This is a genomic window from Rhodanobacter thiooxydans LCS2 (genome assembly GCF_000264375.1).
Lineage (GTDB): Bacteria > Pseudomonadota > Gammaproteobacteria > Xanthomonadales > Rhodanobacteraceae > Rhodanobacter > Rhodanobacter thiooxydans.
In genome coordinates this window covers 21,325-36,368 of record NZ_AJXW01000006.1, presented here as the reverse complement: position 1 = coordinate 36,368, position 15,044 = coordinate 21,325, and the positions used below count along the sequence as shown (strand labels likewise).

Genomic DNA, 15,044 nt, shown 5'->3' with positions numbered 1-15,044 from the left:
CTACAATGCGCCGATGCAAATCGGCCCTTACCGCATCGACCCGCCGGTGGTGCTCGCCCCGATGGCGGGCGTCACCGACAAGCCGTTCCGTCTGCTGTGCAAGCGGCTAGGCGCGGGGCTGGCCGTGTCGGAGATGACCAACGCCGACCCGAAGCTGTGGCATACGCGCAAGTCGCTGCACCGGATGGACCACGCCGGCGAGCCGGAGCCGGTCAGCGTGCAGATCGCCGGCTACGATCCGGCGATGCTGGCCGAGGCGGCGCGCTTCAACGTCGCCAACGGCGCGCAGCTGATCGACATCAACATGGGCTGTCCGGCCAAGAAGGTATGCAACGTGTGGTCCGGCTCGGCGCTGCTGCAGGACGAACCGCTGGTGGCACGCATCGTGAAGGCAGTGGTGGATGCGGTTGACGTGCCGGTGACGCTGAAGATCCGTACCGGCTGGAACCGCGACAACAGGAATGCACTGAACATCGCGCGCATCGCCGAGGACGCCGGCATCGCCGCGCTGGCCGTGCACGGCCGCACCCGCGCCGACAAGTACGAGGGCGAGGCCGAGTACGCGACCATCGCCGCGGTGAAGGCCGCGGTGCGCATCCCGGTGTTGGCCAACGGCGACGTCTGCACCCCGCAGCAGGCGAAGCAGGTGCTCGCCGCCACCGGCGCCGATGCGGTGATGATCGGCCGCGGCGCACAGGGGCGGCCCTGGATCTTCCGCGAGATCGCCCACTACCTGGCCACCGGCGAGCTGCTGCCCGAACCGGAACCGGCCGAGGTCGCCGCGATCCTGCTCGGCCACCTCGAACATCTGCACGCGTTCTACGGCGAGCAAGCCGGCGTGCGCATCGCGCGCAAGCACCTGGGCTGGTATGCGAAGGACCGCGCCGAGAACGCCGCCTTCCGCCAGGTGGTCAACCGCGCCGAGAACGCCGCCGAGCAGTTGCGCCTGACCCGCGACTACTTCGCCGCGCTGCAGGACGAGGCGCGCCTGGCGGCCTGAACGCGGTCGCCGCAGAATCGTCGACCGCGCCCCGCGGCCATGGCGGAGGAGTACCGTAGCCGGCAGCAGCGGCTCCTTGAACGTCGACGATGAACAGCAGCACGACCGCAGGTGAATTCCCCTATATCCACGGCTTTTCCGCGGAGGAGCAGTCGCGGCTGGTGCGGCAGGCGCACATGTTCGAAACCAGCCTGTTCAGCCACATCGACTACAGCGACGCGACGCGCCTGCTGGAAGTCGGTTCCGGGGTTGGCGCCCAGACCGAAATCCTGTTGCGACGGTTTCCGCAACTGCACGTCACCGGCATCGACCGCTCCGCCGCGCAACTTGCCGCCGCCAGCCACAACCTGGCGCAAACCCCCTGGTGCGCGACGCGCTATACCCTGCAGCAGGCCGACGCCACGGACCTTCCCTTCGCCGAACGCAGTTTCGATGCGGCCTACCTGTGCTGGGTGCTCGAGCACATGCCCAGCCCGGCGCGCGTACTCAGCGAGGTACGCCGCGTGCTCAGCCCCGGCGCCACTGTCTACGTCACCGAGGTGCTGAACTCCTCCTTCTTCCTAGACCCCTATTCGCCGAACCTGCTGCGCTACTGGATGGCCTTCAACGACTACCAGTACGACAGCGGCGGCGACCCGTTCATCGGCGCCAAGCTGGGCAACCTGCTGCTGGCCGGCGGCTACCGCGACGTGCAGACGGAAGTGAAGAGCATCCATCTGGACAACCGCCAGCCGGCGCGCCGCAAGCACATGATCGAATTCTGGGAAGAGCTGCTGCTGTCGGCGGCCGAACAGCTGGTGCTGGCCGGAAAGGTCGAGGCCGCCACGGTCGCAGGCATGCGCACGGAACTCCAGGCGGTCCGCAACGACCCCGATGCGGTGTTCTTCTTCGCGTTCGTGCAGGCGCGCGCGAGCCCCTACTGAGTCATGCGCGTGCCGCCCCGCAGCGCCGCAGCAGGCCGTAAAGCCGTCCAAACGACTGAACACGGGCCTAACCCGGCAGCCGCCAGAATCGCCGCAAGCTGCAAAACCGGGGGCGGCGATGTATCATGCCCGACTTCATTTATCTTTCTATCCGTACGAAGGGATATAAACCGCGATGTCCAACTACCTGTTCACCTCCGAATCGGTCTCCGAAGGCCATCCGGACAAAGTCGCCGACCAGATCTCCGACGCCGTGCTCGACGCGATCATCGCGCAGGACCCGCGCGCCCGCGTGGCTTGCGAAACCATGGTCAAGACCGGCGTGGCGATCGTCGCCGGCGAGATCACCACCGGCGCCTGGATCGACCTGGAGGCGCTGACCCGCAAGGTGATCGTCGACATCGGCTACGACTCCAGCGACGTCGGCTTCGACGGCGCCACCTGCGGCGTGATCAACCTGATCGGCAAGCAGTCGCCGGACATCAACCAGGGCGTGGACCGCAAGAACCCGGAAGACCAGGGCGCCGGCGACCAGGGCCTCATGTTCGGCTACGCCACCAACGAGACGAAGGACTTCATGCCGGCGGCAATCTACTACTCGCACCGGCTGGTCGAGCAGCAGGCAAAAGTCCGCAAGCGGAAGAACTCGCCGCTGCCGTGGCTGCGCCCAGATGCGAAGAGCCAGGTCACCCTGCGCTACGAGCACGGCGTGGCCACCGCGATCGACGCCGTGGTGCTGTCGACCCAGCATGATCCGTCGGTCAAGCAGAAGGACCTGATCGAGGCGGTGCGCGAGACCATCCTCAAGCCCGTGCTTCCGGCCAAGCTGCTGCACAAGGGCACCAAGATCCACATCAATCCTACCGGCAAGTTCGTCATCGGTGGCCCGGTGGGCGACTGCGGCCTGACCGGCCGCAAGATCATCGTCGACACCTACGGCGGCTGGGCCCGTCACGGCGGTGGCGCGTTCTCCGGCAAGGACCCGTCCAAGGTCGACCGTTCGGCCGCCTACGCCGCGCGCTACGTGGCGAAGAACATCGTGGCCGCCGGCATCGCCGACCGCTGCGAGGTGCAAGTGAGCTACGCGATCGGCGTGGCGCATCCCACCTCGATCTCGGTCACCACCTTCGGCACCGGCAAGATCAGCGACGACAAGATCGAGAAGCTGATCCGCAAGCACTTCGACCTGCGTCCGTACGGCATCCTGCAGATGCTCGACCTGATCCACCCGATGTACCAGCAGACCGCCAGCTACGGCCACTTCGGCCGCACCCCGCAGCTGGTCAAGGACGCCAACGGCAAGTCCTACACCACGTTCTCGTGGGAGAAGACCGACCGCGCCGAGGCGCTGCGCAAGGATGCAAAACTGAAGTAGGCCGCTGCCTCAGCCGCCGACAGGAACGGGCCGCCTCGCGCGGCCCGTTTTTTTGTCCACTCAACGCAACGGCTTGCGCGCCACCAGATCGATCAACGCCGACATGCCGTCGTGGCCGCGTCCTTCGTGGATCGGCGCGTCGTAAGCCGCCAGCTCATCGATCTGCAGCGAGGCGAAGCCCTGCCGCAGCATAGCCTCGGTGTACAGGTTCTCCGCGATCGGTGGACCCCCGGTACCGTAAGCGAGCTGTTCAGGGCGATAGCCTTCCAGCAACAGCAGGCCACCCGGTTTCAGGGCGTCGCCCAGGCCCGCGAATATCCGCGTGCGCAGCGCCGGCGCGGCGAACTGGATGAAGATCGCGACGATCACGTCGAAGCGCTCGCGACCGAAATCCCAGGTCGCCAGATCGGCAAGCTCGTAACGCAGCGAGACGCCGCGCCCCGCGGCAAGCCGCCGGCTCTTGTCCAGCCCGACCGGCGAGGCATCCACCGCCAGCACGTCCAGGCCCTGCTCGGCCAGCCACACACCGTTGCGCCCTTCCCCGTCGGCCACCGCCAGGGCAAGCCCGCGGGCGGGCAGGCGATGCCGCTGCGCCGCAAGAAACGCGTTCGGCATCGTCCCGAAGTGGAACGACTCCCCGGCGTAACGCTCATCCCACTGGTTCATGCGCAACTCCCGATGTCTGCATGGATCGATGATCCCGCTCCGCGCGCCTGGATACCCATGTCACCGACGGCCACGGCCATCTACAATTGCAGTATGTCCCTTATCCAACTGCAACGCGTCGACTTCAGCATCGGCGGCCCGCTCCTGCTCGAACATGTCGATCTGTCGATCGAGGCGAACGAGCGGGTATGCATCGTCGGCCGCAACGGCGAAGGCAAATCCACACTGATGAAGCTGATCGCCGGCGAGCTGCATGCCGACGACGGCGAGGTGCGCGTGCAGAACGGCATCGTGGTCGCGCGGATGGCGCAGGAAGTGCCGCACGGCACCGAAGGCAGCGTGTTCGACGTGGTCGCCGAGGGCCTGGGCGACCTCGGCCGGCTGCTGGCGCGCTATCACCACCTGCTCGATACCGGCGACTTCGATGCGCTGGGCGACGTGCAGCACCAGATCGAGGCGCAGCACGGCTGGGACCTGGATCGCCGCGTCAGCGACGTGATCACCCAGCTGGAGCTGCCCGGCGAGACCGACTTCGCCGCGTTGTCCGGCGGCATGAAGCGCCGCGTGCTGCTGGCGCAGGCACTGGTGCGCAAGCCCGACGTGCTGCTGCTGGATGAGCCGACCAACCACCTCGACATCGAGGCGATCGGCTGGCTGGAAAGCTTCCTCAAGCAGTTCGCCGGCAGCATCATCTTCGTCACCCACGACCGCAGCTTCCTGCGCGCGCTGGCCACCCGCATCGTCGAAATCGACCGCGGCGCACTGACCGACTGGCCGGGCGACTACGACAACTACCTCCGCCGGCGCGAGGAGCGCCTGCACGCCGAAGCGCAGGCGAACGCGCTGTTCGACAAGAAGCTGGCGCAGGAGGAAGTGTGGATCCGCCAGGGCATCAAGGCCCGGCGCACGCGCAACGAAGGCCGCGTGCGCGCGCTGAAGGCGTTGCGTGTGGAGCGTGCGGAGCGGCGCAACCTCAATGGCAACGTCAGGATGACCGCGGCCAACGCGCAGTCTTCCGGCAAGAAGGTGATCGACCTCAAGCACGTGCACCAGGCCTACGGCGGCCGTGTGCTGATCGACGACCTTTCCACCACCATCATGCGCGGTGACCGCATCGGCATCATCGGTCCGAACGGCGCCGGCAAGAGCACCCTGCTGAAGATCATGCTGGGCGAACTGCAGCCGCAACGCGGCACCGCAGAGCTGGGCACCGGCATCCAGGTCGCCTATTTCGACCAGCACCGGCTGCAGCTCAACGACCAGCTCAACGCGCTGGACAACGTGGCCGAGGGCCGCGAGTACATCGAGCTCAACGGCCAGCGCAAGCACATCATCGGCTATCTGCAGGATTTCCTGTTCTCGCCCGAGCGCGCTCGCGCGCCGATCACCCGCCTGTCCGGCGGCGAGCGCAACCGCCTGCTGCTGGCCAAGCTGTTCGCGCAGCCGTCCAACCTGCTGGTGATGGATGAACCGACCAACGACCTCGACGTCGAGACGCTCGAACTGCTGGAAGAACTGCTCACCGACTACCAGGGCACCCTGCTGCTGGTCTCGCACGACCGCGCCTTCCTCGACAACGTGGTCTCCAGCACGCTGGTGCTGGAAGGCGAAGGCCAGATCGGCGAATACGTGGGCGGCTACAGCGATTGGCTGCGCCAGCGGCCGGCACCGCGCAGTGCCGCCACTGCGGGCAAATCTACCGCACCGGCTCCCGTTGCCCCGGCTGCGCCGAAGCGCAAGCGCAGCTTCAAGGAACAGCACGAACTGGAACAGCTGCCGAAACGCATCGAGCAACTGGAAGGCGACATCGCCGCGCGCACCGCGACGATGAACGGGTCCGCGTTCTTCCAGCAGGACAGCGCCGCCATCGTCAAGGCGAACGAAGCGCTGGTGACGCTGCAGGCCGAACTCGACGCGGCCTATGTACGCTGGTCGGAACTGGACGGCTGAGCGCGCAGCCTCTGCCTGAACGTGGGAGGGAAGTCGCGTTTTGCCCGTCATCCCAGCGAGGCGCCTCATGACGACCGAAGGCCGGTCAAGCCGGGATCCAGCGCCTCCCAATGAAGGCGTGCGGAGACAGGGTGACTCTGCTTGACCAATCCTGCAGCTGTTGAAAAGCTTCCTGCTGCAAGAAACCGATTGCTCCGGCCTTCCCTGACCATGGACGAAGGAAACTCGACGTGCCCACCACCCCGAAGATGAAAACCCTTCACCTGGCCTCCGGCCGGCGCTGTGAGCTTTCCGCCATCCGGAACGAGCTGATTCCGAATTACTACTTGCTGACCTTCCCGAAGAGCCAAGGTCAGCCATCGGCCGAGGAGGTGGCCGAGATGCTCGACTTTGGCATTCGCCAGGCACAACGCCTGTCACAGGAACTGCTCAACGACACCGAAGCCTTCACGGTTCTCTACAGCGGGTACAGCGCAAGGCGCGAGAAGGGATGGCACGTTCATGTCATTCTGCTTGGCAACCGCTGGCGCAAGGCATGGTTGTACGCCGTGCTGGCTGGCAAGAACCTGCTGCAGGCCTTCGGATTGAGGAGGGACGATGCTCCACGACTCACAGATGACGCCTGAGCGCTGGTCGCGGCTGATGACTGCCTGGGGCTTCCCACGCAGGCATGAGGTTTTCGACACACTGGTGGCTGCCTACTCGGAAAGCTGGCGCCATTACCACACGGCCGAACACATCTCGGCGTGCCTGCGGCATCTGGACCTGACCACTGCTCGGCTCGATGCTCCTCATGAAGTGGAGATCGCACTGTGGTTCCATGACGCGATCTACAAACCCCTGTCCCACGACAACGAACTGCGCAGCGCAGATTGGGCCACTGCTTTCATGCGGGATAACGGTGTGGCCACGGATGCTGCCACCCGCGTGCATCGGCTCATCATGACCACCCGTCACACAGGCTCTGCGCAAACCAGGGATGAGGCCGCACTGGTGGACATCGACCTGTCGATACTTGGCGCGAGTCCGCCGGTGTACGCGCGCTATGAGCAGCAAGTGCGACAGGAATACAAACTCGTGTCTGCGTTTCTCTATCGGAAAAAGCGGGCGGCGATCCTGCGCAGCTTGCTGGAACGGCCGAAAATCTACACCAGCGATTGCTTTCCTGATGCAATGGAACAGCAGGCCATAGTGAACCTTCAGCATGCCATCGCCGAACTGGAAGGACGGCGCTGACGGAACCCGCACCGGGCAGAACTGGATGGCTTGCCGCGGCGTACAATTGCTGACTTGTCTCCACGGAAACCCACCATGTACACGCTCTACTACGCCCCCGGTTCGGCCAACCTGCTGGTGCACTTGGCGCTGCTGGAAATCGGCGCGCCGCATGAGCTCAAGCGCATCGACATCGAGAAGGGCGAGCAGCGCAGCGCGGCGTACCTGGCGATCAACCCGAACGGCGTGGTGCCGACCCTGGTGGTCGATGGCGTGCCGCACGGCGAGGCTGCGGCGCTGGCGATGCTGCTGGCCGAGCGGCATCCGGAAGCCGCGTTGGCGCCGGCCCCCGGCAGCGCGCAGCGTGCGGAGTTCCTGCAATGGATGCTGTACCTGGCCAACAACCTGCAACCGCTGTTCCGCCAATGGTTCTATCCCGGTGACCACCTGCCCGAGGGTGCCGACACGGTCAAGCAGGCGGCCCGCGCCGGCATCGAGAAATGCTGGTCAAAGATCGACGCGCATCTCGCCGAGCACGGTCCGTACATGCTCGGCGACCGCTTCAGCCTGGTCGACCTGTACGCGCTGATGCTGATGCGCTGGTCGCGCAACATGCCCAAGCCCGCCACCGAGTGGCCGCACCTGGCCGCGCTGGCCACACGGCTGAAGGCGCGCACGTCGTGGAAGCAGGCGTGCGAGGCCGAAGGCCTGGTCGAGTGGGCCTGAACGCATGAGCGACGGCGCCGACACCTGGGCCGTCTACCTGCTCGAATGCGCCGATGGCCGCGTCTACACCGGCATCGCGCGCGACCCCAAACAACGCTACGCGAAACACCTCAGCGGCAAGGGCGCGCGCTTCACCCGCTCCAACCCACCGCGGCATTTGCTGGGTTGGGTGTGGGTGGCCAGTCGCAGCGAGGCGCTGAAGCTGGAGATGGCGTGGAAGCGGTTGCCACGCGCCGAACGCATCGCGGCCCTCCACTTCGCCACCACGCACGCGTCGTAGGAGCCCGCTCGCGGGCGATGCTTTTGCTGTTGCGAATCCTGAATCCCGGACTTCAAAGCATCGCCCGCGAGCGGGCTCCTACAAAAAAGGGTGAGGGCGCGGTCAGCCGGTGTTCTGCAAGCCCTGCGAAACGCCGTTGACGCAGGCGACCAGCGCCTGCAGTACGGCGTCGTCGCTGCGCTCGCCTGCGCGCCAGCGCTGCAGCAGGTCGACCTGCAGCAGGCTCATCGGATCGACGTAGGGGTTGCGCAGGCGGATCGAGGCGGCCAGGCGCGGCTCGCCATGCAGTAGTACGTCGCTGCCTTTCAGTTGCAGTAGCCAGTGTCGGGTGCGTGCGAACTCGGCGCGGATCAGGCCGAAGAACTCGTCGTGCGCCGGGCCGGACAATTTCGAGAACGCCTCGGCGATGTCCAGGTCGCACTTGGCCAGCACCATTTCCACGTCGTCGAGCAGGTTGCAGAAGAACGGCCAGTCGCGCGCCATCTCCGCCAGCGTTTCTTTGCCAAATTGCCGTACACCCTGCTCCAGCGCGCTGCCCAGGCCGTACCAGCCGGGCAGGATCGAGCGGCACTGGGTCCAGGCGAATACCCACGGGATCGCGCGCAGATCCTGCACGCCGCGCATGCTGCGGCGGCTGGCCGGGCGCGAACCCAGGGTCATCTGCTCGATCACGTCGACCGGCGTGGCGCTGCGGAAATAGTCGACGAAACCGTCGCGCTCGACGAAGGCGCGGTAGCTCTGTCGGCTGGTCGCCGACAGCGTGTTCATCACTTCGCGCCAGCGTTCCTCGCGCGGTTCGTCTTCGCGCGGGCGCAGCGAGGCGCGCAGCACCGCGCCCATGGTCTGCTCCAGGTTGCGCAGCGCCAGCGCGCGGATGCCGTACTTGCGGTGGATCACCTCGCCCTGCTCGGTCACCCGCAGCACGCCGGCCACCGCGCCGCGCGGTGCGGACATCAGCGCCGGCGTGATGCGCGCACCGCCGCGGCTGGCCGAGCCACCGCGGCCGTGGAAGAACGCCAGCTGGATGCCGGCTGCGTGCGCCACCTCCAGCAATTCCACTTGGGCGCGCTGCAGACCCCAGCGCGAGGCCAGCGTGCCGCCGTCCTTGCCGCTGTCGGAGTAACCCAGCATCACCCACTGCTGGTCGCCGCGCGCGGCGAGGTGGCGGCGGTAGACCGGATCGCCGAGCAATGCGCGCAGCGTGGCCGGCGCGTTCTTCAGGTCGTCGACGGTCTCGAACAGCGGCGCGATGTTGAGCGGCACGTCGCCCGCCGCATCGACCAGCCCGCCACGCCGCGCCAGCGCCAGCACCGCCAGCACGTCGGCGGCCGAGCGCGCCATGCTGATGATGTACAGGCCGGTGGCGTCGCAGCCGTGGCTCTTGCGGCTGTCGCGCAGGGTGGCGAACACCGCCTGCAGCGAGGTGGCGCCAGCATCCTCGCTGTGGGGGAAAACCGCATCGCCGCTGGCGTACGGGCGCAGGCGCATGGCCCGTTCAGCGCCGTCGCGCGCGGCCCAGTCCGGCTCGGCCAGCAGTGCCGCCAGCGCGTCGTCGTGCACGCGCGAATCCTGCCGCACGTCGAGCCGGGCCAGGTGGAAGCCGAAGCTGCGCACGCGGCACTGCAGGCGTTCCACCGCATAGGCGCCGGCGTGCACGCCGCGATGCTGGAACAGGCTGTCGGCGATCAGCTGCAGGTCGTCCAGCAACTCGTCACTGGTCGCATAGCCGTCCGCGTCGTCGTCCTGGGTCAGCGCCAACCGCGCGCCAACCAGTTGCAGCAGGCGGCGGTACGGCATGTCGGCGTGGCGCGGGCGGATCTGCGCCGCGGCCGCGGGAAAACGCGCGCGGTAGTCGGCCAGCCGCACGCGCAGCGCATCGGACACCGCCACCCGCCCCTCGGTCTGGCTCAGCGACCGCGCCAGCGCGGCCACGTCCTCACGGTAGCGCTCCAGCACCAGCGCGCGCTGCGAGTCGAGGCAGTCGGCGATGGTGTCGGCGCCCACGTTCGGGTTGCCGTCCATGTCGCCGCCGACCCAACTGGCGAAGCGCAGCAGCCGTGGCAGCCGGATCGCCACGCCGTAGGTCGTCTGCAGCGCCTGCGCCAGCGATTCGTACAGCGCCGGCACGATCCGGTACAGCGGATGGGCCAGGTAGAAATCCACGTGCTCGCGTTCGTCCTGCACGCTGGGCCGCACCGGCGAGGCCTCGGCGGTCTGCCAGCCGGCGGACAGCGCCATGTAGATGCGGTCGTCGTCCTCCTGCCGCTCCTGCGGCGTACGCTGCGGATCGAAGCCGTCGATCAGCGAAGCAACGATTGCCTGCTCCTTCTCCAGCAGCGAGCGGCGCACCGCCTCGGTCGGGTGCGCGGTGAACACCGGCTCGATCCACAGCCGGTCGAGCCAGCCGACCAGTTCGTCGGCGCCCACGCCTTCGGCCTTCAGCCGGCCCAGCACGTCGAGCAGCGATTCGGGCTGCGGCGCGCTGCCCTCGCGCTGGTAGTCGCGGCGGCGGCGGATGCGGTGCACCCGCTCGGCGGTGTTCACCGCCTGGAAGTAGGTGGCGAACGCGCGCGCCAGCGCTTCGGCGTCGCGGGCGTCGAGGCCGGCCAGCGAGGCGGCCAGTTCCTCCAGCGTGGCGCCTTCGCGGCGGCGGCGGATCGCCGCCTGGCGCACCTGCTCGACCCGCTCGAAGAACGCCCTGCCGCCCTGTTCGGCCAGCATGCGCCCGACCATCGCGCCGAGCCGGCCGACATCCTCGCGCAACGGGCCGTCGGGCGGCAGGAATTCGGGTTCGCGACTTGCTTCCACACGGCTACTCCATGACAGGCCTGATCCCCAGCGTAACCAATCCCGACGCGGGCGACACCCAACCATGCGGCATAAGCTCATGTCTGCCGTTACAATGCCCTTCTGCACTGCCCGCCGAGGGGCGCTGCGACCGTTCCGTGAACGAACTTCGCGGGAACCGGCCAGGCTCGGCGCGGCACGTTCCACAACGGCGCCCGGTTGCTTGTACGCGAGTCCCTTCGCAGCAGGCCGGCCATCCATGGCCGGGCTCCTCGAAAGAGCCTCGCACTAACCGGAGATCACCGATGAACGCCGCGCTCAAAGAAAACACCCAGGACTACAAGATCCGCGACCTGTCGCTGGCCGACTTCGGCCGCAAGGAACTGGACATCGCCGAGCACGAGATGCCGGGTCTGATGTCGATCCGCCGCAAGTACGCCGCCGCCAAGCCGCTGCAGGGCGTGCGCGTGACCGGCTCGCTGCACATGACGATCCAGACCGCGGTGCTGATCGAGACGCTGAAGGACATTGGCGCTGACGTGCGCTGGGCCTCCTGCAACATCTTCTCGACCCAGGACCACGCCGCCGCCGCGATCGCCGCCACCGGCACGCCGGTGTTCGCCTGGAAGGGCGAGACGCTGGAGGAGTACTGGGACTGCACGCTGGACGCGCTGTCCTTCCCCGACGGCAAGGGCGGCTTCCTTGGCCCGCAGCTGGTGGTGGACGACGGCGGCGACGTGACGCTGCTGATCCACAAGGGCTACGAGCTGGAGAACGGTTCGAAGTGGGTCGACGAAAAGGCCTCCTCGCACGAGGAGCAGGTGATCAAGAACCTGCTGAAGCGCGTGCACGCCGAGCGCCCGGGCTACTGGCATACCGTGGTCAAGGACTGGAAGGGCGTCTCCGAGGAGACCACCACCGGCGTGCACCGCCTGTACCAGCTGGCCGAGGCCAAGTCGCTGCTGGTCCCGGCGATCAACGTCAACGACTCAGTCACCAAGAGCAAGTTCGACAATCTGTACGGCTGCCGCGAGTCGCTGGCCGATGGCCTGAAGCGCGCGATGGACGTGATGCTGGCCGGCAAGGTCGCCGTGGTCTGCGGCTACGGCGACGTCGGCAAGGGCTGCGCGCACTCGCTGCGTGCCTACGGTTCGCGCGTGGTGGTCACCGAGATCGACCCGATCAACGCGCTGCAGGCGGCGATGGAAGGCTTCGAGGTCAACACGGTCGAGAGCACGCTGGGCCGCGGCGACATCTACGTCACCACCACCGGCAACAAGGACGTGCTGACCCTGGACCACCTGAAAGCGATGAAGGACCAGGCCATCGTCTGCAACATCGGCCACTTCGACAACGAGATCCAGGTCGACGCGCTGAACGCCATGGCCGGCGTGACCAAGCTCAACATCAAGCCGCAGGTGGACAAGTACACCTTCAAGGATGGCCGCGCGATCTTCCTGCTCGCCGAGGGCCGCCTGGTCAACCTGGGCTGCGCCACTGGCCACCCGAGCTTCGTGATGTCGAACTCGTTCTCCAACCAGACCCTGGCGCAGATCGACCTGTGGGCGCACAAAGACAGCTACGAGGCCAAGGTTTATATCCTGCCGAAGAAGCTCGACGAGGAAGTCGCGCGCCTGCACCTGGAAAAGATCGGCGTGAAACTGACCACGCTCACCCCGACCCAGGCCGCCTACCTCGGCGTGCCGCTGGAAGGTCCGTACAAGCCGGATCACTACCGCTACTGAGCGGGGCTTCGTTGGTGCATCTATGAAACGGGCGCCTCACGGCGTCCGTTTCATTTGCGGGGACGCAAAACACCCATCGCAACGCCCGGATGGATCAGGGCCGCCAGTTCGCGTTGGCCTCCCAGAACGCCACACTGCGCCGATAGGCCTCGCGGTCCAGCGGCACGCCGGAGCCGCCCTCGTCCACGCCCAGCGCGTTGCGCAGCATGGTGATCGGCGCCATCGGGATTTCCGCGGGCTCCATGGTGTAGAGGCAGCCGACGATGCCCCAGTCGGCGTCGATCGGCTCGCCCTCTTTCGCCAGCTGCTCGCGGCTGTAGAGGATGGGGATCAGCCAGTTCGCCACCGGCGATTCCACACCCTCGAACCAGCGCACCAGCACCGCCAGTTCGGCCTTGGTGCGTGCCTCGTAGGCGCTGCGCAGCCGGGGGCGGTTGGCCTCGGTGATCGGCACGGTGAGGCAGCGCGTGGAGGTCCAGTTGCGGTGCACGTGCAGCTTGCAGAACGGCGCGTAGCCATCCAGCACGCGCGACGGCGGCTCGTCGTTCAGGCGCTGCTGGAACGTTTCGGGAGTGCAGTCCTGGATGGTGTTGCCGCGCCTCTCGCGCGGGAACAGGCGGGCACGGGCGAACGGGGTGAGGACGATGGACATGACCGAGCCGATGAAAAAACCCCAGCGTAGCGCACGCGGTGCTTCTTCCTGCCGGGAGCCATGCCCGATTGACGATGACGTCATGGCCGCGCAAGCGGGCATCCCCTGAGGGTCTGCCAAAGATCACGTGGATACCCGCTTGCGCGGACATCACGCGGGGTTTCCCTGCCTCGTATCCGGACGTCTATCTTTCCATCGCGATGAACGTATAGAATTGCCCGCAGCCGCCGCGAAGGACGCCCATGCCAGCCATCAGCTTCGAATTCTTCCCGCCCAAGACCGACGAGCAGCGCGCACAGCTCGACCGCGCGGCGCAGGTGTTGAAGGCGCACGGGCCGGAATATGCCTCGGTCACCTTCGGCGCCGGCGGTTCGACGCTCAGCTACACCGGCGACACCGTGGCGCGGCTGCACACGCAGCATGGCTTCAACGTCGCGCCGCACCTGTCGTGCATGGGCGGCACGCGGGCGGAGATCGCCGCGCTGCTGGACGGCTACCGCGCCGCCGGTTACCGGCGCATCGTGGCGCTGCGCGGCGACATGCCCTCGGGCATGGCCAGCGCGGGCGACTTCCGCTACGCCGCCGAACTGGTGGGCTTCATCCGCGAGTACTGCGGCGACCATTTCCACATCGAGGTGGCGGCGTACCCGGAAACCCATCCGCAGGCCGACGATGCGCTGCGCGACCTCATGCATTTCAAGGCGAAGATCGACGCCGGCGCGAACGGTGCGATCACCCAGTACTTCTTCAACCCCGATGCGTATTTCCGCTTCATCGACGACGTGCACCGGCTCGGCGTCGAGGTGCCGATCGTGCCGGGCATCATGCCGATCGCGAACTTCAGCCAGCTGAAGCGCTTCTCCGACCTGTGCGGAGCCGAGATCCCGCGCTGGATCGCCAAGCGCATGCAGGCCCACGGCGACGACGCCGATTCGGTCCGTGCGCTCGGTGCCGAGGTGGTGGCGCAGCTGTGCCGGCGCCTGCTCGACGGCGGCGCGCCCGGGCTGCACTTCTATACGCTGAACCGGGCGAAGGCGACCCAGGCGGTACTGCAGCAACTTTCCTGATTGGCGGGGCGGTTATGCTGGCGCGATGCACCGCCTGGCCGCCCTGCTCTCGCTGATCCTGCTGGCCGTCACCGCCCCCGCCGCGGCACAGTCGCCGATCCATCGCTGCATCGGCGCGAACGGCGGCGCGGTGTTCACCGACCAGCCCTGCACGGCGCTGCAAGCCACTCCGGTCAACCCTAACGCTCCGTCCGCGCCGGCCACTTCGCTGACAGCGCCGTCGCCCGTCCTGTGCGCCGCCAGCCCCGACGAACTGCGCCAGAGCGTGATCGACGCCTTCGCCAGCCGTGACGCCAACCGCCTCGCCGGCCTGATGCTGTGGAACGGCTACGGCCGCGGTGCGGTGATCGCGGATATCCGTTCGCTGGCCGAACTGATGAAGCAGCCGCTGCTGGACGCGGACTTGCCGGGTGGTGCCACACCGGCCCCTGCCGTCAGCACCGACACCCCGCCAGTGACGGACACCGCGCCGGCGGCGCCATCGCCCGGCGAGCAACTGGTGCTGCATGTCGCCGGCAACGACGGCAGCGGCGCCCCGCGCGAACTGCGTTTCGACCTGGTACGGCAGGCCGGCTGCCTGTGGCTGCGCAGCGCGAATTGACGCAGCCATTGACGCCGCCCCGGCGGCCAGCAGTTATCATGGGCGGTCCCCAACGGA

At 67.3% G+C, this 15,044-nt stretch carries 14 protein-coding genes and 1 riboswitch; of the genes, 11 read left to right on the top strand and 3 right to left on the bottom strand.

The annotated features are described in order from the left end of the window. The first annotated feature begins 13 nt into the window (after positions 1-13). From dusB to metK, 3 genes are all read left to right on the top strand, one after another. The gene (gene dusB / locus UUA_RS01755; RefSeq protein ID WP_008433726.1) at positions 14-1,000 is read left to right on the top strand and encodes a tRNA dihydrouridine synthase DusB; all 987 of its coding nucleotides are present in this window, start codon (positions 14-16) and stop codon (positions 998-1,000) included. An 89-nt stretch (positions 1,001-1,089) separates the two neighbouring features. After that, positions 1,090-1,923 (top strand): class I SAM-dependent methyltransferase, encoded by an 834-nt coding sequence (locus UUA_RS01750; protein WP_008433725.1) that lies wholly within the window; start codon positions 1,090-1,092, stop codon positions 1,921-1,923. Between the two features lie 175 nt (positions 1,924-2,098). Further along, complete coding sequence (gene metK, locus UUA_RS01745) at positions 2,099-3,298, top strand: methionine adenosyltransferase (protein ID WP_008433724.1); 1,200 nt, start codon at positions 2,099-2,101, stop codon at positions 3,296-3,298. A 60-nt stretch (positions 3,299-3,358) separates the two neighbouring features. Here metK and UUA_RS01740 read toward each other — a convergent pair whose 3' ends face one another. Further along, positions 3,359-3,964 carry a class I SAM-dependent methyltransferase gene (locus tag UUA_RS01740; protein WP_008433723.1) on the bottom strand — a complete coding sequence of 202 codons (606 nt, stop codon included), beginning with the start codon at positions 3,962-3,964 and terminating at the stop codon, positions 3,359-3,361. 93 nt (positions 3,965-4,057) lie between these two features. Between UUA_RS01740 and UUA_RS01735 the strand changes: the two genes are divergently transcribed. From UUA_RS01735 to UUA_RS01715, 5 genes are all read left to right on the top strand, one after another. Then, positions 4,058-5,914, top strand: coding sequence for an ATP-binding cassette domain-containing protein (locus tag UUA_RS01735; protein WP_008433722.1), 1,857 nt, complete (start codon positions 4,058-4,060; stop codon positions 5,912-5,914). Positions 5,915-6,144: 230 nt separating this feature from the next. After that, positions 6,145-6,540, top strand: coding sequence for a hypothetical protein (locus tag UUA_RS01730; protein ID WP_008433721.1), 396 nt, complete (start codon positions 6,145-6,147; stop codon positions 6,538-6,540). Next, positions 6,512-7,150: an HD domain-containing protein gene (locus UUA_RS01725; RefSeq protein ID WP_008433720.1), complete on the top strand. Its 639-nt coding sequence runs from the start codon at positions 6,512-6,514 to the stop codon at positions 7,148-7,150. Before UUA_RS01730 ends, UUA_RS01725 begins: the two co-directional genes overlap by 29 nt. A gap of 75 nt (positions 7,151-7,225) precedes the next feature. Continuing rightward, a complete protein-coding gene (locus tag UUA_RS01720) occupies positions 7,226-7,855 on the top strand; it encodes a glutathione S-transferase family protein (protein ID WP_008433719.1) in 630 nt (209 codons plus the stop codon). Positions 7,856-7,859: 4 nt separating this feature from the next. Then, complete coding sequence (locus UUA_RS01715) at positions 7,860-8,135, top strand: GIY-YIG nuclease family protein (protein ID WP_008433718.1); 276 nt, start codon at positions 7,860-7,862, stop codon at positions 8,133-8,135. Between the two features lie 102 nt (positions 8,136-8,237). On the opposite strand, the gene ppc is transcribed toward UUA_RS01715, so the two are convergent. Further along, positions 8,238-10,943 carry a phosphoenolpyruvate carboxylase gene (ppc, locus tag UUA_RS01710; protein WP_008433717.1) on the bottom strand — a complete coding sequence of 902 codons (2,706 nt, stop codon included), beginning with the start codon at positions 10,941-10,943 and terminating at the stop codon, positions 8,238-8,240. A 110-nt stretch (positions 10,944-11,053) separates the two neighbouring features. After that, a riboswitch (S-adenosyl-L-homocysteine riboswitch) is annotated at positions 11,054-11,146 on the top strand. An 81-nt stretch (positions 11,147-11,227) separates the two neighbouring features. On the opposite strand from ppc, the gene ahcY reads away from it, so the two are divergent. Next, a complete protein-coding gene (gene ahcY / locus UUA_RS01705) occupies positions 11,228-12,667 on the top strand; it encodes an adenosylhomocysteinase (protein WP_008433716.1) in 1,440 nt (479 codons plus the stop codon). 94 nt (positions 12,668-12,761) lie between these two features. Here the strand turns inward: ahcY and UUA_RS01700 are convergent, their stop codons facing one another. After that, a complete protein-coding gene (locus UUA_RS01700; RefSeq protein WP_008433715.1) occupies positions 12,762-13,319 on the bottom strand; it encodes a DUF3228 family protein in 558 nt (185 codons plus the stop codon). Positions 13,320-13,561: 242 nt separating this feature from the next. Between UUA_RS01700 and metF the strand changes: the two genes are divergently transcribed. Both metF and UUA_RS01690 read left to right on the top strand, forming a co-directional pair. Next, entirely contained in the window at positions 13,562-14,386 is an 825-nt protein-coding gene (gene metF, locus UUA_RS01695; RefSeq protein WP_008433714.1) for a methylenetetrahydrofolate reductase [NAD(P)H], read from the top strand. Between the two features lie 25 nt (positions 14,387-14,411). Continuing rightward, complete coding sequence (locus UUA_RS01690; RefSeq protein WP_008433712.1) at positions 14,412-14,987, top strand: DUF4124 domain-containing protein; 576 nt, start codon at positions 14,412-14,414, stop codon at positions 14,985-14,987. Positions 14,988-15,044 lie beyond the last annotated feature (57 nt).